Origin of the sequence: Streptomyces sp. NPDC006314, assembly GCF_040613075.1 — a bacterium.
GTDB lineage: Bacteria > Actinomycetota > Actinomycetes > Streptomycetales > Streptomycetaceae > Streptomyces.
Genome location: NZ_JBEXRL010000003.1, coordinates 135,154 through 158,080, shown reverse-complemented (window position 1 = coordinate 158,080; position 22,927 = coordinate 135,154). Strand labels below are relative to the sequence as shown.

At 71.1% G+C, this 22,927-nt stretch carries 23 protein-coding genes and 1 tRNA gene; 15 read left to right on the top strand and 9 right to left on the bottom strand.

The genetic code is table 11. The features are described 5' to 3' along the window. Positions 1-15 precede the first annotated feature (15 nt). The gene (locus tag ABZ079_RS06405) at positions 16-552 is read right to left on the bottom strand and encodes a DUF6817 domain-containing protein (RefSeq protein WP_356938261.1); all 537 of its coding nucleotides are present in this window, start codon (positions 550-552) and stop codon (positions 16-18) included. 777 nt (positions 553-1,329) lie between these two features. Here ABZ079_RS06405 and ABZ079_RS06400 point away from each other — a divergent pair. After that, positions 1,330-2,022 (top strand): LuxR C-terminal-related transcriptional regulator, encoded by a 693-nt coding sequence (locus ABZ079_RS06400; protein WP_356938260.1) that lies wholly within the window; start codon positions 1,330-1,332, stop codon positions 2,020-2,022. A gap of 118 nt (positions 2,023-2,140) precedes the next feature. Continuing rightward, positions 2,141-2,704, top strand: coding sequence for a GNAT family protein (locus tag ABZ079_RS06395; protein ID WP_356938259.1), 564 nt, complete (start codon positions 2,141-2,143; stop codon positions 2,702-2,704). Positions 2,705-2,796: 92 nt separating this feature from the next. On the opposite strand, the gene ABZ079_RS06390 is transcribed toward ABZ079_RS06395, so the two are convergent. The 4 genes from ABZ079_RS06390 to ABZ079_RS06375 all read right to left on the bottom strand — a co-directional run bounded on the left by ABZ079_RS06390 (position 2,797) and on the right by ABZ079_RS06375 (position 8,078). Next, the gene (locus ABZ079_RS06390; protein WP_356938258.1) at positions 2,797-3,345 is read right to left on the bottom strand and encodes a hypothetical protein; all 549 of its coding nucleotides are present in this window, start codon (positions 3,343-3,345) and stop codon (positions 2,797-2,799) included. 214 nt (positions 3,346-3,559) lie between these two features. Next, positions 3,560-4,930, bottom strand: coding sequence for a PLP-dependent aminotransferase family protein (locus tag ABZ079_RS06385; protein ID WP_356938257.1), 1,371 nt, complete (start codon positions 4,928-4,930; stop codon positions 3,560-3,562). Between the two features lie 92 nt (positions 4,931-5,022). Then, positions 5,023-6,507 carry an aminopeptidase P family protein gene (locus tag ABZ079_RS06380; RefSeq protein WP_356938256.1) on the bottom strand — a complete coding sequence of 495 codons (1,485 nt, stop codon included), beginning with the start codon at positions 6,505-6,507 and terminating at the stop codon, positions 5,023-5,025. Between the two features lie 158 nt (positions 6,508-6,665). Next, the gene (locus ABZ079_RS06375) at positions 6,666-8,078 is read right to left on the bottom strand and encodes a PP2C family protein-serine/threonine phosphatase (protein WP_356938255.1); all 1,413 of its coding nucleotides are present in this window, start codon (positions 8,076-8,078) and stop codon (positions 6,666-6,668) included. Between the two features lie 612 nt (positions 8,079-8,690). Between ABZ079_RS06375 and ABZ079_RS06370 the strand changes: the two genes are divergently transcribed. Then, on the top strand, positions 8,691-9,356 hold the full coding sequence (locus ABZ079_RS06370) for a bifunctional DNA primase/polymerase (protein WP_356938254.1): 666 nt from the start codon (positions 8,691-8,693) through the stop codon (positions 9,354-9,356). A 55-nt stretch (positions 9,357-9,411) separates the two neighbouring features. Further along, positions 9,412-10,008: a hypothetical protein gene (locus tag ABZ079_RS06365; protein WP_356938253.1), complete on the top strand. Its 597-nt coding sequence runs from the start codon at positions 9,412-9,414 to the stop codon at positions 10,006-10,008. 261 nt (positions 10,009-10,269) lie between these two features. Here ABZ079_RS06365 and ABZ079_RS06360 read toward each other — a convergent pair whose 3' ends face one another. From ABZ079_RS06360 to ABZ079_RS06350, 3 genes are all read right to left on the bottom strand, one after another. Beyond that, positions 10,270-11,259, bottom strand: coding sequence for a DUF5926 family protein (locus ABZ079_RS06360; protein ID WP_356938252.1), 990 nt, complete (start codon positions 11,257-11,259; stop codon positions 10,270-10,272). 235 nt (positions 11,260-11,494) lie between these two features. Further along, entirely contained in the window at positions 11,495-12,133 is a 639-nt protein-coding gene (locus ABZ079_RS06355) for an ATP-binding protein (RefSeq protein WP_356938251.1), read from the bottom strand. A 55-nt stretch (positions 12,134-12,188) separates the two neighbouring features. Then, positions 12,189-13,016, bottom strand: a complete 828-nt coding sequence (locus ABZ079_RS06350; RefSeq protein WP_356938250.1) for a glycerophosphodiester phosphodiesterase — start codon at positions 13,014-13,016, stop codon at positions 12,189-12,191. A gap of 230 nt (positions 13,017-13,246) precedes the next feature. Between ABZ079_RS06350 and ABZ079_RS06345 the strand changes: the two genes are divergently transcribed. The 4 genes from ABZ079_RS06345 (at position 13,247) to ABZ079_RS06330 (ending at position 16,679) form a co-directional block, all read left to right on the top strand. Beyond that, positions 13,247-14,692 (top strand): trypsin-like peptidase domain-containing protein, encoded by a 1,446-nt coding sequence (locus tag ABZ079_RS06345; protein WP_356938249.1) that lies wholly within the window; start codon positions 13,247-13,249, stop codon positions 14,690-14,692. A 316-nt stretch (positions 14,693-15,008) separates the two neighbouring features. Next, positions 15,009-15,641 (top strand): LysE family transporter, encoded by a 633-nt coding sequence (locus ABZ079_RS06340; RefSeq protein WP_356938248.1) that lies wholly within the window; start codon positions 15,009-15,011, stop codon positions 15,639-15,641. 343 nt (positions 15,642-15,984) lie between these two features. Continuing rightward, complete coding sequence (locus ABZ079_RS06335) at positions 15,985-16,380, top strand: hypothetical protein (RefSeq protein ID WP_356938247.1); 396 nt, start codon at positions 15,985-15,987, stop codon at positions 16,378-16,380. A gap of 211 nt (positions 16,381-16,591) precedes the next feature. Beyond that, positions 16,592-16,679 (top strand) — tRNA-Ser (locus ABZ079_RS06330). Positions 16,680-17,488: 809 nt separating this feature from the next. Here the strand turns inward: ABZ079_RS06330 and ABZ079_RS06325 are convergent. Next, positions 17,489-18,247 carry a GntR family transcriptional regulator gene (locus tag ABZ079_RS06325; RefSeq protein WP_356938246.1) on the bottom strand — a complete coding sequence of 253 codons (759 nt, stop codon included), beginning with the start codon at positions 18,245-18,247 and terminating at the stop codon, positions 17,489-17,491. Between the two features lie 187 nt (positions 18,248-18,434). Here ABZ079_RS06325 and ABZ079_RS06320 point away from each other — a divergent pair, with 187 nt between their 5' ends. The 7 genes from ABZ079_RS06320 (at position 18,435) to repSA (ending at position 22,925) form a co-directional block, all read left to right on the top strand. Then, positions 18,435-18,764: a hypothetical protein gene (locus ABZ079_RS06320; RefSeq protein ID WP_356938245.1), complete on the top strand. Its 330-nt coding sequence runs from the start codon at positions 18,435-18,437 to the stop codon at positions 18,762-18,764. A gap of 2 nt (positions 18,765-18,766) precedes the next feature. After that, positions 18,767-20,089, top strand: a complete 1,323-nt coding sequence (locus tag ABZ079_RS06315) for an FtsK/SpoIIIE domain-containing protein (RefSeq protein WP_356938244.1) — start codon at positions 18,767-18,769, stop codon at positions 20,087-20,089. An 11-nt stretch (positions 20,090-20,100) separates the two neighbouring features. Then, positions 20,101-20,727 (top strand): DUF2637 domain-containing protein, encoded by a 627-nt coding sequence (locus ABZ079_RS06310; RefSeq protein ID WP_356938243.1) that lies wholly within the window; start codon positions 20,101-20,103, stop codon positions 20,725-20,727. Positions 20,728-20,743: 16 nt separating this feature from the next. Next, positions 20,744-20,932, top strand: coding sequence for a mobile element transfer protein (locus ABZ079_RS06305; RefSeq protein ID WP_356938581.1), 189 nt, complete (start codon positions 20,744-20,746; stop codon positions 20,930-20,932). Between the two features lie 18 nt (positions 20,933-20,950). Further along, complete coding sequence (locus ABZ079_RS06300; RefSeq protein ID WP_356938242.1) at positions 20,951-21,256, top strand: hypothetical protein; 306 nt, start codon at positions 20,951-20,953, stop codon at positions 21,254-21,256. Positions 21,257-21,349: 93 nt separating this feature from the next. Continuing rightward, on the top strand, positions 21,350-21,529 hold the full coding sequence (locus tag ABZ079_RS06295; RefSeq protein WP_356938241.1) for a hypothetical protein: 180 nt from the start codon (positions 21,350-21,352) through the stop codon (positions 21,527-21,529). Between the two features lie 4 nt (positions 21,530-21,533). Then, entirely contained in the window at positions 21,534-22,925 is a 1,392-nt protein-coding gene (repSA, locus tag ABZ079_RS06290) for a replication initiator protein RepSA (RefSeq protein WP_356938240.1), read from the top strand. Positions 22,926-22,927: the final 2 nt, after the last annotated feature.

The window sequence follows — 22,927 nt, the reverse complement described above, 5'->3', positions numbered from 1 at the left end:
CGCTGCCGGAAGAGGTCAGCCCAGGACGCGCTGGACCTCGTCCCAGGCGTGGTCGCTGAGGGTCGGACGCATACGGGTGAACAGTTCGAGGAACTCGGGTCCGTATTTCGCGTGGAACTCCGGATTGTGGCTGGCGATATCGCATTCGTTCGCCACACTGATTTCCATCAGGTCCCGGATTTCCTGCTCCGTCAGTGTCCGCAGCTCTCCGGTGAACCGGTCGCGCCAGTGGTCCGACGCGTCGGTCAGGTGCGGGTAGGTGTACTTGCGGTCCATCGCGCCGTAGAGATACACGAGCCCTTCGGCGGCTTCGCCGATGACCTTCGCCACGCGGGGGCGCTCGGAGAGGTCGAGCATCGAGTACATCGGATCGGGGGAGCCGTCGGGGGCGAACAGAGCGTGTGTGAGACCTGCCTCGCGGACGTCTTCCCGGGCGCCCCATTCCTCGAGTTTGCGTTCTACACGCAGCAGATGGGAGAGCAGTGTCCCCCCGGGGTGCTTGATGTCCCCGGCTCCGACACTATTGAGAAGGTCGACCGAAGCTTTGCTCATTTCCCCTCCAAGGAGATTGCCCCCAGTTCGCCGACGGCTGGTACGGGCGGTTCTGCCGTCCTGGCATGCCGCGACGCTAACCCGCGGCGGTCCGGCTGCGCGATGCGGGAAAACCCCCAGGGAAGGGGGGTTGACAAGCCGGGCGACGACTGACCCGACCGGTGCGTCCCCCGGGGCGCAACGGAGCGCGTCGGCAGAGATGCGCTGCAATGGCCCGTACGGCCCCTATGGCCCGCAAAGCAGTCGAATCCGGTGCCAGGTCCGCCACGGCGCCCGGTGGCCGAGCTCACCGGCGACGTCCTGACCGGCTGGCCGGGACCCGCCGGCCGGCCGCCGCTACCCCCTCTCACCCGCCAGTGGCTCTGGACGATGTGACCACCAGCGCGACCGACCGCTTGCGAATCCTCCCGAACCCCGGCTGACCAGCGCCACCGCCGTCTTTGGAAGCCTCTTCCGCCTGCCGGTGGTCCCGGCAACCACCTGGCTTTTTCCGCCTCGCGGCCGCCACCCTGCCGCTACAGGCAGCTCGTTCGAACCGCCAACTTGGTTGATTCCTGGCCTGATTGCCGTCAAGCTGCGAACGAGTGCGACCGGTTACGCCAACGGTCGCGGAACGGGGGCGATGAAGTGTCTTTGGTGATGCAATGGCCATGTCCGTCGGCAGAGGTGGTACGCGCCGTACAGATTAAATACAACGGTAAACTAAAGCCGTTTCCGGTGCTAGTCCGGGACAGGCTCCAGGCCGTACTTTCGGGTGACGAGCTGACGCTGCTCGGGATGCCGGTGACGCGCCGGTGGACCCTCGGTTCGCTGGCTCTGATATCGATATTCCAAGTGGCGGAGTACCTGACCGATCTTCAGGCGACGGTCGCCGTCGCGGACCGGTTGTCATGGGCCTACGCCCTGGGGCGGCGCTGGGATGATCCGGACCTGGACCCCGGACTGTTGCCGGATTTCCGGTCACGCGCGGCCGTGAACAGCCCGGGGCAGCGCGCCCTGGCGGCGATCCTGCTCAAGTTGAACGAGCAGGATCTGGTGGCCGGCCGCGGTAGGCAGCTGTCCGCCCCGCACCGGACGCTCGCCGCGCTGAGGGACATGAACAGCACGGCTGCTTTCCGGAAGACGTCAGCCGGTGTGCCGCTCGGCGCGCGTGAGGGGATGCAGCCGCAGGTGCGGGACCGGGACCGATGTCCCACCGCCCGGCCCGAGCAGGCACAGCAGCCCGTCGTGCCGGTGGACGAGCACAGGGCCCTGGTCCTGCTCACCGCCCGCGAACGGCAGATCGCCGAGCTGGTGAGCGCGGGGTCCACCAACCAGCAGATCGCCCGGTGCCTGTGCCTCAGCCCCAAGACGATCGAGTCCCACCTCGCCAGGATGTTCAGCAAGCTCGGAGTCTGTTCCCGAGCCCAGATCGCCGCCTTGGCCGGCAGCCCCGACCACAGCCGGAAGCTCGGCGAGGTCGGCCGGTGAGCCAAGACCCCTCCGGCTCGGTTGAATCGGGGGAGAACACCACGGCTCGGTGAAAGGCACCGAACGTGGCGGCGTGCGGCCGGTCCCCACCGGGCCCGGCACGGCCTAGGGTGCGCGCATGCGTATCGAGACCGAGGAGATAGCGGCCGGTGTGACGCTGCGGCTGCTGGCGCGCGGGGACGTGGACGCGCTGTGCGCGGCCTATGTGGCGAACCGCGGACACCTCGAACCCTGGGAGCCGGTCAGACCGGAGTCCTTCTTCACCGTGGCGGGCCAGTCCGAGCGCGTGCACGGGCTGCTGCGCCAGTTCGCCGAGGGTGTCGCGCTGCCCTTGGTCCTCGCGGCGGCGGACGGCCGGATCACCGGGACCATCACCCTGACGGGGATCACCCGGGGCCCGTTCTGCAGCGCCTACCTCGGGTACTGGGTGGCCGCCGACCAGCAGAACCGCGGGCTGGCCAGTGCCGCCGTACAGCGGATGTGCCGGATCGCGCGGGACACGGCGGGACTGCACCGGATCGAGGCGTCCACGCTGCTCGGCAACGCCGGTTCGCAGCGGGTGCTGGCGAAGTGCGGGTTCGCACCGATCGGGACGGCCCCGAACTACCTGCACATCAACGGCGCCTGGCGGGACTGCAGGCTCTTCCAGCGGATCCTGCACGATCGCGATCCCGCGCTCTGAGGGCGGGGTGGCTCTGACCACCTGTCAGGGTTTTCCGGAGGCGGGCGGTACGGCGGCGCAGCCCCCGGGGCGGTTCCTCGACGCGCTGCCGGTCAGCTTGCGAGCACCGGCTCCCTGACCTCCTGGGGCGTACGGCGGCCGGCCGCCCGGCGCGCGGCCGGCCCCATCGCGTACGACGCGACCGGCATCAGCGCGCCCAGCAGCAGCCAGCCGGGCGTCCCCCAGCCCAGCAGCAGCGAGACCACCACCAGCGGGACGGCGTTGAGCAGCGCGACCAGCGCATACGGCCGGTCGCGCGGCACCGCGAACCGCCGGCCGCCCCCGATCGTGCCGACGGCGGCCACGGCGGGCAGCCGCAGCAGGAGCAGCCCGCATCCCAGGAAGCAGACCGTGTCCAGCGCGAGCACACCCCGGTACGCCGCCGCCGTCCCGGCACTCAGCGCGAGCCCGCCGACCGCCGCGCCCACCGCCAGCCCGCCGTTCAGCGTCGACTGCAGCCGCGCCAGCAGCCCTGTCCGCTCCCCGGCCGGAACCAGCCCCGCCAGCAGTGCCTGCCGGGCCGCCGAGAGCTCCGACTGCGCGGAGGCGTTAGGGCGAGGGTCAGCCCGAGCCCCAGCCGCCCGGAGCGGGCCCGACGACATGGGTGAAGTACGGCGCCGAGGTGACGTAATACGCCGGCCCCGACGGAGTCGGTGAGCTGGGCGAGGGCCGGAGACGCTGCGGACGGTTCGCCATGCGGATGGCGTCAGGGGCAGGTGGACCGCTGACCAGACCCAGTCGGCACCCGTTTCAGTGGCCCGGTCAAGGCGGGTCCGCCGACGTCCCAGGGGCCTGATCCCGGCCCGCCCGCACGCGTCAGTGCCCCGTGTCCAGCACCTTCGCCAACGCCTCCAGTGCCTCCGGGTACGTCCGCTCGCGCGGGGTGCCGTAGCCGACGACCAGGCCCTGCGGCCGGCCGGGTACCGGGGCCTGCCAGTGATCACCGAGGGCGCCGAGCGCCAGGCCCTCGGCCTCCGCGCGGGCCAGCGCCTCGGTCTCGTCGGGCACGTCGATCAGCGCGTGCAGCCCTGCCGCGATCCCGCGCACGCCCCGGCTCGTCCCGAGCCGGTCGAGGAGCTGGTCGCGGCGGCGCCGGTAGCGCAGGCGGCACGCGCGTACGTGCCGGTCGTAGGCGTGGCTGTCGATCAGCTCGGCGAGCGCCAGCTGGCCGATGGTCTCGGTGTGGTGGTCGCTGTGCAGCTTGGCGTCGGCGACGGCGTCGACCAGGTGCGGCGGCAGCACCATCCAGCCCAGGCGCAGCGCCGGACCGAGCGTCTTGGAGGCGGTGCCCAGGTAGACCACCTGGCCGGGCGCCATGCCCTGCAGCGCGCCGACGGGCTGCCGGTCGTAGCGGAACTCGCCGTCGTAGTCGTCCTCGATGATCAGAGCGCCCCGCGTGCGTGCCCAGTCGGTCAGGGCGCGACGCCGCTCGGGGTGCAGGGTCACCCCGGTCGGGTACTGGTGGGCCGGTGTGACCACCACGGCGGCCGCCCCGCCGAGTTCCTCGGGACGTACTCCGCGCGCGTCGACGGGCGCGGGCCGCACGCTGCCGCCGTTGCGCCGGACCACCTCGCGATGGAAGGGCAGCCCGGGATCCTCCATGGCGACGGCGGCGCCGTCCAGCACGCGCGTGAGCAGCGCGAGGCCCTGGACGTACCCGGAGGTGATGACGATCCGCTCCGGGGGCGCGAGCACCCCGCGCGCCCGCCCCAGGTAACCGGAGAGGGCGGTGCGCAGTTCGAGCCGGCCGCGCGGGTCGCCGTAGTCGTACGCCAGTGAGGGCGCCGTCGCTATGGCGCGGCGCAGTGCGCGCAGCCAGGCCGCGGCCGGGAACGCGCCCACGTCCGGGCTGCCGGGGCGCAGATCGAAACGCGGGGCACGCGCGTGTGCGTGTGCCCGTGGCGCCTCGGCGTCGACGGAGGGCAGCGAGGCGACGCGGGTGCCCGAACCCTGCCGGGCCGTCAGATAACCCTCGGCGACCAACTGGTCGTAGGCCGCCTTCGCGGTACCGCGCGAGATGCCGAGTTCGGTCGCGAGCCGCCGGGTCGCGGGCAGCCGGGTGCCGGGCGTCAGCCGCCCGTCGCGCACGGCGTCCCTGAGAGCCCGCTCCAGCCCGACCCGGCGGCCGTCCGCCGCGTCGGGTTCGAGATGCAGGTCCACACCCACACCGGACCAGAAGTCGTCCACGAACACCCTCCCCCTAGGCACGTGAAGCCTTCACACGCGTATGGACACGCCGATGGCCGGACACCGCTCGGATGCCCGGCCATCAGTGTCCATCAACCCTTCAGCGACGCCATCCACGCCTCGACCTCGTCGGAGCGGCGCGGCAGCCCCGCGGAGAGATTCCGGTTGCCGTCCTCCGTGACGAGGATGTCGTCCTCGATGCGGACGCCGATGCCCCGGTACTCCTCCGGGACCGTCAGGTCGTCGGCCTGGAAGTACAGGCCCGGCTCGACGGTGAGCACCATGCCCGGCTCCAGCGTGCCGTCGACGTAGGTCTCCACGCGCGCGGCCGCGCAGTCGTGGACGTCCATGCCGAGCATGTGGCCGGTGCCGTGCAGGGTCCAGCGGCGCTGCAGGCCCAGCGCCAGGACGCGCCCGACCGGGCCCTCGACCAGGCCCCACTCGACGAGCCGCTCGGCGAGCACGCGCTGGGCGGCGTCGTGGAAGTCGCGGTACTTGGCGCCCGGCTTGACGGCCGCGATACCGGCCTCCTGGGCCTCGTACACGGCGTCGTAGATCTTCTTCTGGATCTCGCTGTACGTGCCGTTGATCGGCAGCGTCCGCGTGACGTCGGCCGTGTACAGCGTGTGCGTCTCCACGCCCGCGTCGAGCAGGAGCAGGTCGCCGGAGCGGACGGGGCCGTCGTTGCGGACCCAGTGCAGGGTGCAGGCGTGCGGGCCGGCCGCGCAGATGGAGCCGTAGCCGATGTCGTTGCCCTCCACGCGCGCGCGGAGGAAGAAGGTGCCCTCGATGTAGCGCTCGCTCGTCGCCTCGGCCTTGTCGAGGACCTTCACGACGTCCTCGAAGCCGCGCACGGTCGAGTCGACGGCCTTCTGCAGCTCGCCGACCTCGAACTCGTCCTTGATCAGCCGGGCCTCGGAGAGGAAGACGCGCAGCTCCTCGTCGCGTTCCGCGGTGACCTTGTCGGTCAGGGCCGTCTCGATGCCGGCGTCGTAGCCGCGCACGACCCGCACCGGGCCGGTGGCCTCGCGCAGTTTCTCGGGCAGCTCGCGCACGTCGGCGGCCGGGATGCCGTACAGGGCCTCGGACTCGGCGAGGGAGTGCCGGCGGCCGACCCACAGCTCGCCCTGGCCGGAGAGCCAGAACTCGCCGTTCTCACGGTCGGAGCGGGGCAGCAGGTAGATCGTCGCCTGGTGGCCGTCGCCCTTGGGCTCCAGCACGAGGACGCCGTCCTCGGTCTGGTTGCCGGTGAGGTAGGCGTACTCGACGGAGGCGCGGAACGGGTATTCGGTGTCGTTCGAGCGGGTCTTCAGGTTGCCCGCAGGGATGACCAGGCGCTCGCCCGGGAAGCGGGCGGAGAGCGCGGCACGGCGGCGCGCGGTGTGCTCGGCCTGCTGGATCGGCTGCAGGTCACGCAGCTCCGTGTCGGCCCAGCCGGACTTCATGTTCTCGGCCAGCTCGTCGGAGACGCCGGGGTACAGGCCGTTCTTCCGCTGCTTGATGGGCTCTTCGGACTCGGTTTCCGGGCCCTCTGCGGTAGCAGAGTCGGGCACAGCCGGGTTGAGCTCGTCGGACACGTGATCCTCCTCGATACGCCTTGTGATCTCCCCCGGGGCCCGCGACGCTCATGCTTGTGGCCGAGCGGGGACCTCCATCATCGTACGGTCGTACCGAGAGCGACCGAGGGTCGGATGACCTGTTATGCCCGGTCATGCCGGTGGTCGGGCCCAGGTGCTCAGTCGAAGCGCGCCGCCAGCAGGACCACGTCCTCCTCGCTGTCGGCCGCGTCCAGGCCGTCCGGCAGGACGGTGCGCAGGACGTGGTCGGCGACGGCACCGGGATCGTGCCGCACCGCGCGCGGGATGCTCGCGGCGGCCGCGTGCAGCCGGGCGAAGGCGCGGTCCATCGGGTCGCCGGTACGGTGCAGCAGCCCGTCGGTGTAGAGCAGGACGGTGTCACCGGCCTCCGCCTCGATCTCCACGCTGGGCGCCTCCCAGCAGGCGAGCATGCCGAGCGGCGCGGAGACGGAGGTCTCGGCGAACTCGGTGCGGTGCTCGCCGATCAGCAGCGGCGGACTGTGCCCGGCGCCGGCCAGGGTGACCCTGCGCAGGGCCGGCTCGCAGTAGGCGAACAGGGCGGTGGCGGAGCGGGCGGGCTCGGTCAGCCGCAGCAGCAGCTCCAGGTCGGACAGGACGGCGACCGGGTCCTCGCCCTCCATCACGGCGTACGCCCGCAGGGACGCGCGCAGCCGGCCCATGGCGGCCACCGCGCTGGGCCCGGAACCGGTGACCGAGCCGACGGAGAGGCCGAGCGCGGCGTCCGGCAGCGGCAGCGCGTCGTACCAGTCGCCGCCGCCGCGGGGGCCGGTGCGGTGCCGGGCGGCGAGCTGGACGCCGGCCACGCGGGGCAGCCGGGAGGGGAGCAGCTCCTCGGCGATGGTCGCAACGCACGCGCGCGTGCGTTCCACTTCCAGCAGCCGCGCGAGGTGCTCGGTGGCATGCCGGAGGTAGAGGCCGGCGAGGTGGCGCTGCCGCTCGTGCGGCTCGGCCGGTTCGTCGTAGAGCCAGACGGCGGCGCCGAGGCGGCCGGCGGCGTCGGTGGCGAGGGGCAGGGCGTAGCTGGCGGCGTAGCCGAGGCGGGCGGCCACCTCGCGGTGGCGGGGGTCGAGGTTGTCCTCGGCGAGCAGGTCGGGGTGGATGCTCTCGGTGCCCTGGGCGGTGTCGTACGGCAGGGAGCCGCGCGGGACGGTCTCGATGTGGCCGAGGTCGGCGCGGCCGAGGCCGAGGCCGGCGGTGGTGCGGGGGCCGAGTCCGTCGCCGGGTTCCAGGACGATGAGGCCGCGGCGGGCGCCGACGAGGGCGGCCCCCGCGCGCAGCAGCTCGTGCAGGGCGGGGTCCAGCGCGTTCGTGCGCGAGAGCCGCTCGGTGAGTTCCTGGAGGGTGGTGAGGTCGGAGACCCAGCCGGCCAGCCGGTCCTGGAGGAGGGTGCCGGGAGCGGGGGTGTGCGGGGCGGGGACGTTCTTGACGGGCGGGTGGGGGTCCGGGGAGGGACCGGTGCCTGGGGTGGGGGGATTGGGTGCGACAGTGTGTGCGGGCGTCGGGACCATGGGCTCGATTCCGGCCACTTTCGGAGGGTGCGGGGCGTTCATGGCGTCCGGCTTTCAGACCGGTGCGTATTGCTCAAAAGCATCGCAAACCCCCATGTCATTCTGCGCCGCTAGCGGTGTCTCCACATGTACACGCACTCGTGAGGGGATGTCCAGCATTGTCCTGCGGGGATTCCTGGTGTCCATGCGGCGGACGCGGGTTTCTCGCTAGGCTCTTGTGTTACTGCCAAGTTGGCTTAAAACTGCCTCAGGGAGCGGCCTATTGCGGTCGACTGGCCTTGCTCCACGGAGCGTCACAGCGGTCGTGATGGGTACGTACTCGGAGAAGGCCAGGGGTGGTTGGGTACCACCCGGAACCTGGCGACGGACCCGGGCGTCATAGCCACCGACGGCCGAGCCCCATCCTCCCGTGGCGGAGGCGGAGAGAAACACGCGCGACGGCAAAACGCCATACTTCGCCACCCCCACGCCGCATCCGTGCTTTTGATGGACGCACTACGGAAGCGGACGCGGCCAACGCTCGACCCCTTGGGGTTCCCCCTGCCCGGCGCAGGGGTGTGATGCGCCAACAGGTACGCACAGTGAAGTGATCGACACATGATGTGATGTGGTCCTCGGTGTTGCCAGCGGTGCAACGGAAAGGAACGAGCGCTCATGCGCGAGATCCTCGGAAGGCGACGCAGGCTCCTGTCCAGGCGGAACGACGGGAGGCCTGAGCTGATCAGCGCGGCCCTGACCTTCGCGACGGAATGGCAGTGGCCGGTCCTCCCGGGTGTGGCCCCGGATCCGCGCGGGCAGGCCCGCTGCGCCTGTCCCGACCCGGAGTGCACGGTGCCCGGTGCCCACCCCTTCGACCCCGGCCTGCTCGCGGCCACCACCGACGCGCGCATGGTGCGCTGGTGGTGGACCAACCGGCCGAGCGCGCCGATCATCCTGGCCACAGGCGGCATGGCGCCCTGCGCGGTCAGCCTGCCGGCGCTCCCCGCATCCCGAGCCCTCGCCCTGCTGGACCGGCGGGGCATGCGCCTCGGTCCGGTGATCGCCTCCGCCACCCGCTGGGCGCTGCTGGTGCAGCCGTACTCCATGGAACAGCTGGGCGAGCTGCTGTACGCCAAGGACTTCGTGCCCGGCTCCCTTCGCTTCCACGGCGAGGGCGGCTATCTCGCCCTTCCCCCGTCCGAGACCGGCCAGGGCGCCGTCCGCTGGGAGCGTGCCCCGCTGCCCGGCTCGGCCTCGCCGTGGGTGCCCGGCGTGGAGGCCGTGGTGGACGCCGTGGTCGACGCCCTCACCCGTACGGGTGTGAGCGCGCCCGAGATTTAGGGGTGTCGGGCGCGGACGGGGCGGGCGGTCCCCGGCGCTCGTTTATCGTCCGCACATGGTGCGTCATTCCGGGGGTCACCGCGCCCCGCAGCCGCCCCGCGGCGGGCCGGATCCCCGAAGGCTTCGTCTGCTGGCCCTCGTGGGCGTCGTGGCGGCCGCCCTCGCGCTGCCGCTGACCGTGGCGTCCGGGGGGCAGGTGGGCGACGCGGGACGGGCGGGCGCGGGCACGCCGCCGCATGGCTCGGTCCCCGGGGAACGCGCCGATGCCAAGGACCCCTCCGCGGCCCCGAGCCGCTCTCCCCTGATCCTCGGCCTGGGTCTCGCCACCGCGGCGCGCTGCGGTCCCGAACTCACCTCGCCCGAGGGCATCGAGGCGCAGACCTGCGTGCTGATCCAGGGCGTGGACACCTGGGCGCGCGCCTACTACCGCAACGCCACCGGCGAGTCGCTGAACGCCGTGCTGAGCCTGATGGGGCCGGGTGGCCGGATCCTGCAGGTGCGCTGCGTCACCGGCGCCGACGACGAGCCCGCCACCTGTGAGACACCCCGCCAGCACAGCCGGGGCCGGCCGGACGCCTACACGGCCGTCACCGAGTTCGCCGAGCGCGGGGCAGACGGCGCGCTGCTGTTGCGCTCGGGCAGCAACTCCTGAGAGCTGTACGGCAGTTGACGCCGAGCGCTCCCGCGTACACCGGGCGCGGACATGGAAAGACCCGGTTGCTGGCGACGGGGGATGCACCAGCAACCGGGATACTGGAACGGTAACAAGAGATCGGCGGTTCGCAAATTCGATCCGGGTCATTCGGCCACCGATTTCCCTGTCACGAGCGCGACTTGTGACAGGAGTCACCTGTTGCGCGGACCGGCGTCGCGGCTGACCGGTCGGTCAGCCGCGACAGGCGCGCGCGGGACCTCAGCTGAGCGTGACCTGCCGGTTGGTCAGCCCGCCGCGCGCCCGGCGCTCGTCCGCCGTGAGCGGTTCCTGGACGGCGAGAGCGGCGGCGAGGCGCTCGGCGAACTCGGCGGCCGGCTTCTCCACCTCCTCCGCCGTGACCCCGCTGGGCAGGTCCCAGACCGGCACGGTAAGGCCGTGAGCACGGAAGGAGCCCACGAGCCGGGTGCCCTCACCGAGGCTGGAGCGGCCCGCCGCGTGCAACCGCGCGAGAGCGTCCAGAAGCTGCTCCTCCGAATGGGGCATAACCCAGCGCAGGTGGTTCTTCTCCGGGGTCTGGCACCAGTACGCGGCGTCCACGCCGGCCAGCTTCGCCGTCGGGATGGCGGCGGCGTTCGCCCGCTCCAGGGAGGCGGTCACCTCCGGGGTGGCGTTCTCCGCGTCCGGCACCCAGAACTCGAAGCCGCTGTGCACGACCGGCTCGAACGGGGCCTCGGCATCCAGCAGGTCCTGCAGCCGCGGGCCGTCGGCGGGGGCGCGGCGGCCCTGCACCGGAGTGCCGGGCTCCGCCTCCAGCGCACGCTGGAGGGTGTCGGCGAGGTCGCGGCTGATGTCGCCGGACGCCGTGTCGTTCTGGAGGCCGATCAGGACCGAGCCGTCGTCGCGGCGCAGCGCGGGCCAGGCCATCGGCAGCACCGTCGCGAGGGTGACCGACGGGACGCCCTCGGGCAGACCGTTCTTGAGGGTCAGCTCGGCCGTCGCGGCCGGGACCAGCTCCCGCAGGGCCACCCAGTCGCACTCGCCCGGCAGCCCCTCGAACGGGCGCTGCACCAGTTCGGTCGCGGCGTGCGCCGCCGCCCGGCCGTGGCACGCCTTGTAGCGCCGGCCGCTGCCGCAGGGGCAGGGCTCGCGGGCGCCGACAACCGGAACCTGTCCATCAGCGCCTGCGGCGCGGGCCCCGTCGCTGAGCTGCGGCCGCTTGGCCTTCGTCTGGGGTCGCTTCTTGGCCATCGTGGGTGTCTCCCGGTTACGGCTCTTCTCGTACGGGCGGGAGCCTAGTCGTTCGGGCCATGACCGACGGGAACCTGTGGACAACGCACGCACACTCGACGCCACTGGTGTGAACCTGTGGACCATCCGCGTGTCGGTGCGGCGGAGTTCGGTCTCCGTCCTCGGTGCGGTCCGGGCCCCGGTGGTCCCGGGCGCCGGCCCTCGACCCCGGCGCGGTCCGGGTGTCCCCGGGGGTTCAGCCCAGGTCCTCGAAGGCGTCCGCGAGGTCCAGGCCGGCCAGGTCCGGGAGCGAGGGAGCGGCGACGCGCGTAGCGAAGGCGCCGGGGCGGCGCCCGGCATCGGGATCGTGGACATCCTCGTGCACCACCACCCAGACCGTCACCTCGCCCCGGACGTCGTCCCGGACGCCCCAGTCGTCGGCGAGGGCCGTGACGATGCTCAGCCCCCGGCCGCCGTGCGCGGTCACCGACGGGGTGGCCGGCGCGGGCCGGGTCGGGCCACCGCCGTCCGTCACCTCGACGATGAGCCGGCCCCGTGCGTCGACCCGCCACGCGGCCCGGACGTCGCCGTCGCCTGCAAGAGCGTCGCCCAAGGGGCGCCCGTGCTTGCAGGCGTTGCTCAGCAGTTCGGAAAGGATCAGTACGGCATCGTCGATGACCGCATCCGATACGCCACCGCTGCGTAGGTGTGCGCGCATCCGGTGCCGCGCCTTCCCCACGCCGGCAGGGCCATGGGGTACGGCCATGCTCGACGACGTGGGCACCTCCTGTGCCACCACCAACGCCACCCCCGAGACCTCCTTTGCCCCACGCCACGGTGTGGATGCCCCATTGGCCTGTACCGGAAACCGGCCAATCACCTTCCACTGACGCATTCGAAGCCGCCGCACACGCAGCGAACACGCCGGTGCACTCCCCGTGACGGCCGTGTCAGCGGCCGAGCTGGTCCAGCACCGCGCGCGGGCGGTTGGTGATGATGGCGTCGACGCCGAGGCCGAGGCACAGGTCGACGTCCGCGGGCTCGTTCACGGTCCACACGTGGACCTGGTGACCGGCTCGTTTCAGCCGCTCCACGTACGTGGGGTGGCTGCGCACGATACGGATCGAGGGGCCCGCGATCCGCACGCCCGCGGGCAGCCGCCCGTCACGCAGCCGGGGCGAGACGAACTGCATCAGATAGACCGTCGGCAGCGTCGGCGCGGACGCACGCACGCGGTGCAGCGAGCGTGCCGAGAAACTCATGATCCGGACCGGGGACTCGGCGGCGGCGGCCGGCGCGTCCAGGCCGAACCGCTTCAGCAGCGTCAGCAGCCGCTCCTCGACCTGGCCCGCCCAGCGCGTGGGGTGTTTGGTCTCGATGGCCAGCTCCACCCGCCGTCCCGCGTCCGAGATCAGCTCCAGCAGCCGCTCCAGGGTGAGCACTGAGGTGGCCGCCGGGTCCTCCGGCCGGTTCTCCCAGTCGGGCTCCTCGTCGCGCCCGCGCCATGCCTCGCGCGTCTTCCAGGAGCCGAAGTCCAGGGTGGCGAGGTCGGCCAGCTCCAGTGCGGAGACGGCCCCGCGGCCGTTGGAGGTACGGTTCACCCGCCGGTCGTGGACACAGACCAGATGGCCGTCCGCGGTCAGCCGCACGTCGCACTCGAGGGCGTCCGCGCCGTCCTCGATCGCCTTCCTGTAGGCGGCGAGGGTGTGCTCGGGAGCGTCCTCGGAGGCGCCTCGGTGGGCGACGACCTGGATGGAGTGCTGTGATGCGTGGGTCACCGCGTCATGGTGCCACCGCCGCCGGGTACGCGTGGCGGCACGGAGGCAGCCGTGCGGCGAACGGGTACATACACCATGCTCGTTTATGTAACTTTTGCCTAAAAGATCCTAAGTAAAGGGAACACTCGGACCCACAGCCACGGCTTATGGTGCTCTGACGGCCCGTGGGAAAAGCTGACTACAGACCGAGTGCGACCGAGGACACCAGGCGTGGATCGAGGAGAAGAGCTGTGAGCACCGAGAACGAGGGCAACGCGGTACCCCCGGCCCCGTCCGCACCTCCCGTGCCGGTGGCCTCTCCCGCCGTTTCCCCGCAGGGCCCCGCGCCCGAGGGGGACGCGCCGACGGCTCCGCTTCCGCCGGTTCCCCAGGACACCCCGGCCGCGGCGCAGGCCCCGGCGCACCAGGCGAGCCCGTCCGGCCCGGCCCCTGACGGCTCCTGGCCGCCTCCGCCGCCGTCCACCCCGTCCTACGGCGACGGCGGTGCCGGTGGCTTCGGCGGCGCGGGCGGCGCCGGCTGGGGAGCCTCGTACCAGCAGCCCGCCCCCAAGCCGCGCAGCGGACGCGGCGGAGTGGTCGCCGCCGTCCTGGCGGCCGCGCTGGTCGCGGGCGGCCTGGGCGGCGGGCTCGGCTACACGCTGGCCAAGAACAACGACAGCAGCGGCTCCACCACCGTCTCGGCCTCCGACAGCAGCGCCTCGCAGGTCAAGCGCGCGCCCGGCACGATCGCCAACGTGGCCGCCAAGGCGCTCCCCAGCACGGTCACCATCGAGGCGGAGAGCAGCAACGGCGAGGGCGGCACCGGCACCGGGTTCGTCTTCGACACCCAGGGCCACATCGTCACCAACAACCACGTGGTCGCCGACGCGGTGGACGGCGGCAAGCTCACGGCGACGTTCCCCGACGGCAAGAGGTACGACGCCCAGATCGTCGGCCACGCGCAGGGGTACGACGTCGCCGTCATCAAGCTCAAGAACGCCCCGTCCGACCTCAAGCCACTCGCTCTCGGCGACTCCGACAGGGTGGCCGTCGGCGACGAGACCATCGCCATCGGCGCCCCCTTCGGCCTGTCCAACACGGTGACGACCGGCATCATCAGCGCCAAGAACCGCCCCGTGGCCTCCAGCGACGGCAGCTCCAGCAGCAAGGCGTCGTACATGAGCGCCCTGCAGACCGACGCGTCGATCAACCCGGGCAACTCCGGCGGCCCGCTGCTGGACGCCTCAGGCGCGGTCATCGGCATCAACTCGGCGATCCAGTCGAGCAGCAGCGGCGGTTTCGGTTCCGGCCAGTCCGGCTCGATCGGCCTCGGCTTCGCGATCCCGATCAACCAGGCCAAGAACGTCGCCCAGCAGTTGATCAAGACCGGCAAGCCGGTGTACGCCAAGATCGGCGCGTCCGTCTCCCTGGGGGACTCCGGCGACGGCGCCAAGATCACCGACCAGGGCTCGGGCGGCGCCGCCCCGGTCGAGTCGGGCGGACCGGCGGACAAGGCCGGTCTCAAGCCCGGGGACGTGATCACCAAGCTGGACGACCACGTGATCGACAGCGGTCCGACCCTGATCGGCGAGATCTGGACCCACGAGCCGGGTGACAAGGTCACGATCACGTACAAGCGGGGCGGCGAGGAACACACGGTGGACCTGACGCTGGGCACGCGCGAGGGCGACAACTGACACCGGCGACCGGTACGCGCGCGTAGGGGTGCCTCTCGGAAGGGGCACCCCTTACGGTTTCCGGCCCGCGGGGGCTTGCGGACGGCCAGAGCCCGAGGACCCCGCGGGAGGTCGCGTCCGTCCGGGCCGAAGGCGTCCCCGGTGATCGGACCCCCCGGACCGGCCGCTGGAAAAAGGAGTTGTCCGGGCGGCCGCACTGCCGCCAGGATCTGCCCATGACCACGATCACCGCCTTCCTGCCGCCGTCCGCCGCCGTCCGATCGGTGCGCGTCCAGCAGCAGACCGGCCGACCACGGAGGCCGACGCCCGTCCACGCATGAGCGCGGCCCTGGTCGCGGGGCTCCTCGCCGGCTATGGCATCGCCATGCCCGTAGGAGCGGTCGCGACGTATCTGGTGGCGCTGACCGCCCGGACCTCGTGGAAGACCGGCGCCTGTGCCGCACTGGGCGTTGCGACTGCGGACGGCCTCTATGCGCTGATCGCCATGATCGGAGGCTCGGCGCTGACCCGCGCCATCGAGCCGATCACGCACCCCATGCGATGGGCCGCCGCCGTGGTCCTCATCGCACTGGCGGCCCACAGCGCCGCCACGGCGATCATCCGCCATCGCAGGCCGCAGACGGCAACCCGGACCGAAGAAGCCCCCGTCGGCCCGGCGCGGGCCTACCTCGGGCTGTGGGGGATCACGATGATGAACCCCCTCACCGTGATCTACTTCGCGGCCCTCGTGCTCGGCAGCCAGGCCTCGGTGGAACCGAAACCGTTCGAACAGGCTGTGTTCGTGCTGGCCGCCTTCGCGGCATCCGCCAGCTGGCAACTGCTTCTCGCCGGCGGTGGCGCACTGCTCGGCCGGCTACTGACCGGCCGCCGAGGGCGGCTCATCACCGCCCTGGTCTCCAGCGCCGTGATCACCGCCCTCGCCGTCCGCATGCTCTTCGCGCCGTACTGACGCACGGGCACCTTCGGTGCCCAGCTGGGAGCACGGGTGGCGTCGTCGAAGTCGGTCGCCTTCATCGGAACCCGCCGGTCCTTCGCTCGGCAGGGCGACGCACACACCGATCTTCCCGCCCTTGGCGAGGTCGAGAGCGAGGTCGCCAAGGCGAGGACGAAACGACGCGCCAGGGACTAACTCGGCGTCCGCACCGGGAGTTGCTTCGAGGTCTGTTCGGCCATGCCTCGAAGCTGTGAAGATCTCCAGGGCCCGCTATGAACCGACCCTCATCCGTCGAGGTGGAAGCGGTCTGACCGTGTCACTGCGCCTGTCTGGATCTGAACCTTGTCAGGATGCCCTCGTGCAGCAACTGCCGGTTCCCTGCCCCGCCCACCTCATTCCAGTCGCCTCCGGCACCGGCGCTTTCCACGACGCGTACCGGAACGCCATGGTGCACCACGCCGTTTTCGTCGCCATCGAGTCCGAAGGAGGTCAGCGATGGACCGTGAAGGCGGACACGCTCACTGCCGGCCACGGTCACGCAGTCGCCGACGCAGTCAGCGAGGAAATCCGGGCCGCGATCAATCGACTGGTGCAGAGACACGAGGTGGACTGGGGCGCGTACGCGGGACCGATCTACTTCATGGCGCACGGGGTCCAGAGCGAGGAACGAGCCCGCGAGCTCGCCGCCGCGCTTCACGCCGCCCTGTACGGAGACCTGGAGCCCCTCGCCCGTGCCGTCCCTCCCCCAGGCTGACCGCGCCCAGGTACGGAGACCCCGACCGCCGGTTGCGGGCGGCACGACACCGGGCTTGCGCAGTGTCGGCCTGAGCCTCGGGGAAAGGATTGGTCCGAGTGGGGATCTCGGCCAGAGCAGAGCCAGTGGACCCCGTGTGGGCCACGGACCCCACCCGAGGCCGGAGGCCGGTAGGCTGTAGCCCGCTCCGTCCCAGGTGGGCCGGGGCATGGGTGGGTTGCCCGAGCGGCCTAAGGGAACGGTCTTGAAAACCGTCGTGGCGCGAGTCACCGTGGGTTCAAATCCCACACCCACCGCCAACAGAAACGGACCCTGATCAGGTAAATCGGTCGGGGTCCGTTCTCATGCCCAGTGTCCGCCAGCGCCCGTGACTCCCCGCTGTTTCCCGACTGAACGGGCACGGGAAGGGCACGGCGAGCGGCGGCTTCTAGGCGTAGGCGGTCAACAGGATGGCGAGTAGCCCAGCCACAGCCGCAGCGAAGACTCGCGGCTTCCTCCAACCCGGCCCCGAAGCCTGGCGGTCCTGCTCCCACGCGAACACCAGACAGGCGCCAAGGCCGAGTGCGCTCCGCAGCAGGAAAACGATGGCGTGCATAGGGAACCTTCCAGAAACCTTCGAACGGACGGGAAGGCTACCCCTGGCAGCCATCCTCCCGTTACCCACCACTCGCCCCAGCTCCCGTCCCGTCTGCCGTCGACCCACACACCGTGGAGCGGGCGTGGTTCAGGGCGTCAAGGTGGAGCGCCCTGCTGGACGAACGACCTTGACGCCCTGGGCCGCGACTGCTCGGCTCTGCCTGGGTCGACGGCAGACGGGATGGGAGCACACCGCGCACGCCACACTCGGCCGGCACCCGCGAACGGCGCCTCCGCCATCTCGGAGCCTGAGCGCCCCCGCCGGAGGCATGTTCTGACCGTGCCCGCTCTCTGCGGTGCTCGACTCATGGCCTTCGGGCCCTATCCACATGTGGGCGCGCGTCGGCGCAGCGCGGGCGGAGCGGGCCGAAGGCAGGAGCGGCGCCCGGAGCGGAGCCGGGAGCGCGCCCGGCGGAGCGGAGCGCAGCCGGGGCTTGATGAGGTAGAGAAACCTGTAACAGCTCCTGCTAGGTCACGCGTCGAAGTCGTACTCCAGGATGTACGAGGCGGCGTCGAGCGTCATTTCGTTGATCTCCACGGGGCGGCCCTCGTCCGCGAACGCGGTCCGGCAGATGAGGATGACCGGCGTTCCTGCGGAGATGCTCAGTTGCTCCGCCTCTGCCTTCGTGGGCATGCGGGAGCGGATCTCCTCGCGGAAGTGCACTGGCTTGTAGCCGAGTTCGGCAAGACGCGCATACGTGCCGCCAGGGCCCGTGTCCTCCTGTGTGATCGCTGAACCTGCCACCACTGATGTGGGGAGATAGCTCGTTGCAAGCAGAACGGGCTTCCCGTCCAAGACGAATCGCCGACGCCGGACACAGACGGTGTCCTCATCCCCCAGATCAAGCACCTGCCCGATCTGTTCCGGTGCAGTCTCTTCCGACACCGTTACTTGGTCCACGACAAGCGTGCGGTTCTCGATGTCGGCAGACCAGATGGACCGGCCGCTGCCCCACTGCTCCTGCGAGAGTCGCTGGATGCCTCGCCGCCTCAGAGGCCGGAAGGAACGTACGAAGACACCGGCGCCCTTGCGGGACTCGGCAACGCCCTCATCCTTGAGCACCCCTAGAGCCTGGCGGGCCGTCATGCGGGCCACGCCGTGCGCGGCCATCAGCTCGTTCTCTCCCGGAAGCCGATCACCGGGACCGTACTCGCCGGACTGGATCGCCTCGCGTAGAGAGTCCGCGATCCGCTGGTACTTCGGCCGACGGTCGTCGTCGGTGGTGGCCATTAGGGAGCCCTCCTCTCTTCTCTAGACAGCCTAGGTCATGCGTGAGGCGCCCGCCCTGTGCGTGTAGGCCCAATCCGGTTCCAGAAACGTCTCTAGACATCTCCCTTGACGTCTCTAGACATGTGCGCTTTCCTGGAGATGTCTAGAGAGGTCGCACCGGGCGGCCTCCTGAACGAGGGATGCGCTCATGCCGTCTTTCAAGATCGACCTTTCGACCGCTGTGGTGTTCGTGGCGACCGCGCCGGAGCCGAAGCTGGTCAACAAGCGGACCGGTGAGCGGGCCGTGGACCAGGAGAACCGGGCTCTGTCGACTGTCGGCCTGCTCGTCTCGGACGAGGGGGAGGGCAACCTCTACCAGGTCACCGTTCCCGAGACCGGTGTCCCGTCGGACCTGGTGCCGGGTACGCCTGTGGCGGTGACCGGGCTGAAGGCCCGTGACTGGGAGAACGAGTTCAACGGCCAGAAGCGGCACGGGATCTCGTTCCGCGCGGTCGCGATCACGTCGCTGGGAGCCTGACCATGGCGGACATCGCGACCTGGCTGGAGCTGGGAGGCGCTGCGGCTGGTGCCAGTGGGCTCGGCTACGCCAAGCACCGTGCGCCGCGCGTGTACTGGTCGGCGGTCGGCCTGCCGGTCACCTGGGGCCGGTTCACCTGGACCTACCAGTCCACCATGGACGTGTGCGGGCTGACGGTGCAGCCGTCCGGCTTCCGCGCCTTCATGACCCGCAACGTCGCCCGTCGCGAGGTGCGGCCGGTGCCGCCGAAGGTCCGCCGGGTCCGTCCGACCTCGACCGGGCTGCGGGTGACGCTCCGGCTCCCGGCCGGTCTGGAACCCGCCGACATCTCCGCGTCCGCCGAACGCCTCCGGCACGCCTTCGGGGTGCACTCGGTGACCGTCGTGGAGACCAAGCCCGGCTATGTCGAGCTGCGCATGACCGGCTACGACGTGCTCTCCCGCGTCAAGATGCCGCGTAGGGCCATACCCCGTGACCTGATCGTCCCCGTCGCGCTGCGCGAAGACGGCACGGTCTTCGAGCGGGACTACCGCAAGATCCCGCACGCCCTGACCCTGGGCGCCAACCAGTCCGGCAAGTCCATGTACCAGCGCAACCTGATCAAGGGGCTAGCGAAGCTGCCGGTGGGCCTGGTCGGGATCGACTGCAAGCGCGGTGTCGAGCAGAGCCGGTATGCGCCGCGACTCTCGGCGCTGGCCACCGACCAGGACAGCGCCGGGCAGCTGATCGACGCGCTGGTCACGGAGATGGAAGACCGCTTCGACTTGCTCGCGCTGTACGGCGTCTCGGACCTGTGGGAACTGCCCGAAGAGCTGCGGCCGGTGCCGCTCGTCGTGCTGATCGACGAGGTGGCGGAGCTGTTCCTGGTGATGTCCAAGAAGGACGAACCGGCGCGCGATCACACGGTCATCCAGCTGGTCCGGCTCGGCCAGATGGCCCGTGCGGTCGGCATCTACCTGGAGGCCTGCGGGCAGCGCTTCGGATCCGACCTGGGCAAGGGAGCGACCGCCTTGCGCGCCCAGCTCACCGGCCGTGTGGTGCACCGCGTCAACGACAAGCAGACAGCGGAGATGGGCCTGGGTGACATCGCCCCCGACGCCGTGGTGTCCGTGACCGGGATCCGGGCGGACCGTCCGGGTGTGGCGGTGGCCGGTGACGCCTCCGGCTACTGGTCGCGCATCCGCACACCGGAGATCACCCCGGACCAGGCGGCGGCCGTCTGCCGCGAATTCGCTCACCTGACTCCGGAGTTGCCGTTCCTGGTCCCGTTCCGGCCGCCCGCCCGGTCCGTGCCGAAGCTCGCTGCATCGCTGACGGCTCCGTAGGAGGTGAGCACATGTCCCGCTCGCTCCGCATTGACGCCGTGCTCGTGCAGGCCGGGATTGCTGGCGCGTTGTCCTTCGCCCACCTGCACGACCTTGCGGAGGCCGCCGGACAGACCGGCTGGAAGGCTTGGGCCTACCCCGTCTCGGTCGATCTGCTCCTGGTCGCGGTGTGGCGCCGACTCCGAACGGAGCGGTCCCGGATGGCCTGGTTCTGGTTCCTGGTCGCCCTGGTTGCCTCGCTCGGTGCCAACATCGCCACCGCCGGACTCCTCGACCTCGACCACGTCCCGGCCTGGCTGCGCATCCTCGTCGCCGGATGGCCCGCGCTCGCGTTCCTCGGGGGAACCCTCCTCGCCCACTCGCCGACTCCGGCTGGAGACCGGGTGCCGGTTCCGCCGGCACCCGCACCAGACCCCGAGCCGATCCCTGAGCGCGATCCGATCGCGGCCCCTGAACCTGCACCAGCTCTGCCCGAAGCATCCGCTCCGGCGGTGCCTCCGGCGCTGATCGACCACGCCCGCAAGGTCGCCACCGAGCACCGCACCCGCACCGGCAGGGACATCGACACCGCAACCTTGCGCGCCCGCCTCGGCGTCCCGGAAGCCCTCGCTGGAGCGATCGTCGCCCAACTCGCCTGATCACCAAGGAGGTTCCATCGTGCGCCCGAACCGCTTCTACGACGTGATCCGCATCGGCCCTGTGAAGGTCGGCACGTTCAACAACGGCCGTGGCCAGACCAAGCACACCGCCGCCTGCACCGCCCCCAAGTGCGGCTTCTCCACCGAGCACAACGACCGCTCGGCCGCCGAGCTTGCCGCCCGCACCCACCGCTGCACCGCCTGACGGTCAAGGAGATATCCCATGCGCCTGCCCGACGAACAGCTTCGCGCCGGGCACCTCCCCGCCGATCTGTACCGGCAGATCCCGCCCGGCACGGACATGCGCCAGGTCGTGATCGTCCAGGAAGCACCGCGCTCCTACACCGGCCCGATCGTCCTCACCCTGCTGATCACCGTGGGCTCCGTCGTCGTCCTGCTGGTGATCGCCTTCGTCGCCCAGGCCGTCGCCGCGTCGATCGTCTCCGTGCTGTCGGCCACCTGCGGCATCAGCTACACGATCAGCCGCACATCCAAGCGCAAACGTCCTCCGCGCTCGCTCGGCAAGTAACGGCCCCCGGGGCGGCTCTCTCGCCAAAGATCCGCCGCCCCGGACGCCTGCACCCCTTCCAGATCCAACAGACCCGAAAGGGAGACCTTCATCATGCCCGTCCACGCCTCGAACCGTCCGGTCTGCCGTAACTGCGATGGCTTCCCGGTCGTCGTCATCACCACCGGGTCCCGTCACCCGGACGGCTCCCGCGTGCTCCTGCACGTCGTCTGCCATGTCTGCCAGGGCACCGGTCGCGCTTTTCCCGCCTCGCTGGTCCGACTGGGGAAGTGATCGCGTGACCGACGCCGCCACCATGGCGGGCCTGGATGCGGCCACCCTCACCGACGTGCTGAGGGTGGCCGCATCGGCCGACTTCGACCGCTGGCAGGAACAGATCCGCCGTACCGGCGGCTGCTCCGATCCGATCCGTCTGATCGGCGGCACGAAGACGATCGACCCCGCCACCAAGACCGTCTTGCACGCCTACACCACCGACCACGAGCCTGGCGGCATGCTCCGCGTGGCCTGCGGCAACCGGCGGGCTTCCCGCTGCCCGGCCTGCGCCTGGACGTACGCCGGAGACACCTACCACCTCATCCGCGCAGGCCTCACCGGTGACCTGGCTAAGGGCACCCCGGAGACCGTGCGCGATCACCCCCGCGTCTTCGCCACGCTCACCGCTCCCTCGTTCGGGCCGGTCCACAACCGCCCTGGCAACCGCTCCTGCCGTTGCGGTGTCTGGCACTCCGAGGACGCGCCCGAACTCAGCACCCCGCTCGACCCCGAGGCGTACGACTACGCGGGCGCCGTGTTGTGGAACAACCACGCCTCGGACCTGTGGCGGTACTTCACGATCTACCTCCGACGCGAGATCGCCCGCCGCGCCGGACTCACCCAGAAGGCAGCCCGCGAGCAGTCCCGGGTCTCATTCGGCAAGGTCGCCGAGTACCAGAAGCGCGGAGCCGTCCACTTCCATGCCGTGATCCGCTTCGACGGTCCCGACGGGCCGGACTCCCCGCCCCCAGCCTGGGCCACGCTCGACCTTCTCACCGACGCGATCCAGGCTGCTGCCGCCCGCGTCGCGGTCGACGTCCCCCCGGTCGGTGACCAACCGGCCCGCACCTTGCGATGGGGCGTGCAGCTCGACGTGCAGCCGATCGGCGCCTTCGGCCAGGGCGAGGAGATCACCGAACAGGCCGTGGCCTCCTACGTCGCCAAGTACGCCACCAAGGCAGCCGAGACCACTGGCACCGTCGACCGCCGGATCGGCAACAAGGAAGCGCTCGTGCTGCTCGGAGTGCCCGACCACCCGCGCCGCCTCATCGAGGCCTGCCTCGACCTGCACGCCCTCTACCCGGACCGGAAGCTTCGGGACTGGGCTCACATGCTCGGCTTCCGCGGGCACTTCTCCACCAAGTCCCGCCGCTACTCCACCACCCTCGGCGCTCTCCGCCAGGTGCGCGCCGACTACCGCGCCGCCCAGCAACGCCAAGCCCTTGGCCTGCCCGACCCCAACGACGAGACGGAGGCAACCACGCTCACCCTCGCCCACTGGAGTTACGCCGGACACGGCTACACCCCCGGCGAGTCCTGGCTCGCCGCCAACATCCACCGCGACATCCAGCTCAACCGTGAAACCGCACGTGAGGCAGTCGCGGATCTGCGCGACGAAGGGGAGGGCTGGTGACG

Excerpts from the sequence above, each read along its gene's own strand:
- ABZ079_RS06320 (WP_356938245.1), top strand. The coding sequence starts at position 18,435 with ATGCCGTCTTTCAAGATCGACCTTTCGACCGCTGTGGTGTTCGTGGCG.
- ABZ079_RS06315 (WP_356938244.1), top strand. The coding sequence starts at position 18,767 with ATGGCGGACATCGCGACCTGGCTGGAGCTGGGAGGCGCTGCGGCTGGT.
- ABZ079_RS06325 (WP_356938246.1), bottom strand. The coding sequence starts at position 18,247 with ATGGCCACCACCGACGACGACCGTCGGCCGAAGTACCAGCGGATCGCG.
- ABZ079_RS06340 (WP_356938248.1), top strand. The coding sequence starts at position 15,009 with ATGAGCGCGGCCCTGGTCGCGGGGCTCCTCGCCGGCTATGGCATCGCC.
- ABZ079_RS06400 (WP_356938260.1), top strand. The coding sequence starts at position 1,330 with ATGCCGGTGACGCGCCGGTGGACCCTCGGTTCGCTGGCTCTGATATCG.
- ABZ079_RS06390 (WP_356938258.1), bottom strand. The coding sequence starts at position 3,345 with ATGTCGTCGGGCCCGCTCCGGGCGGCTGGGGCTCGGGCTGACCCTCGC.
- ABZ079_RS06405 (WP_356938261.1), bottom strand. The coding sequence starts at position 552 with ATGAGCAAAGCTTCGGTCGACCTTCTCAATAGTGTCGGAGCCGGGGAC.
- ABZ079_RS06360 (WP_356938252.1), bottom strand. The coding sequence starts at position 11,259 with ATGGCCAAGAAGCGACCCCAGACGAAGGCCAAGCGGCCGCAGCTCAGC.
- ABZ079_RS06365 (WP_356938253.1), top strand. The coding sequence starts at position 9,412 with ATGGTGCGTCATTCCGGGGGTCACCGCGCCCCGCAGCCGCCCCGCGGC.
- ABZ079_RS06395 (WP_356938259.1), top strand. The coding sequence starts at position 2,141 with ATGCGTATCGAGACCGAGGAGATAGCGGCCGGTGTGACGCTGCGGCTG.
- ABZ079_RS06370 (WP_356938254.1), top strand. The coding sequence starts at position 8,691 with ATGCGCGAGATCCTCGGAAGGCGACGCAGGCTCCTGTCCAGGCGGAAC.
- ABZ079_RS06375 (WP_356938255.1), bottom strand. The coding sequence starts at position 8,078 with ATGAACGCCCCGCACCCTCCGAAAGTGGCCGGAATCGAGCCCATGGTC.
- ABZ079_RS06355 (WP_356938251.1), bottom strand. The coding sequence starts at position 12,133 with ATGCGTCAGTGGAAGGTGATTGGCCGGTTTCCGGTACAGGCCAATGGG.
- ABZ079_RS06310 (WP_356938243.1), top strand. The coding sequence starts at position 20,101 with ATGTCCCGCTCGCTCCGCATTGACGCCGTGCTCGTGCAGGCCGGGATT.
- ABZ079_RS06300 (WP_356938242.1), top strand. The coding sequence starts at position 20,951 with ATGCGCCTGCCCGACGAACAGCTTCGCGCCGGGCACCTCCCCGCCGAT.
- ABZ079_RS06295 (WP_356938241.1), top strand. The coding sequence starts at position 21,350 with ATGCCCGTCCACGCCTCGAACCGTCCGGTCTGCCGTAACTGCGATGGC.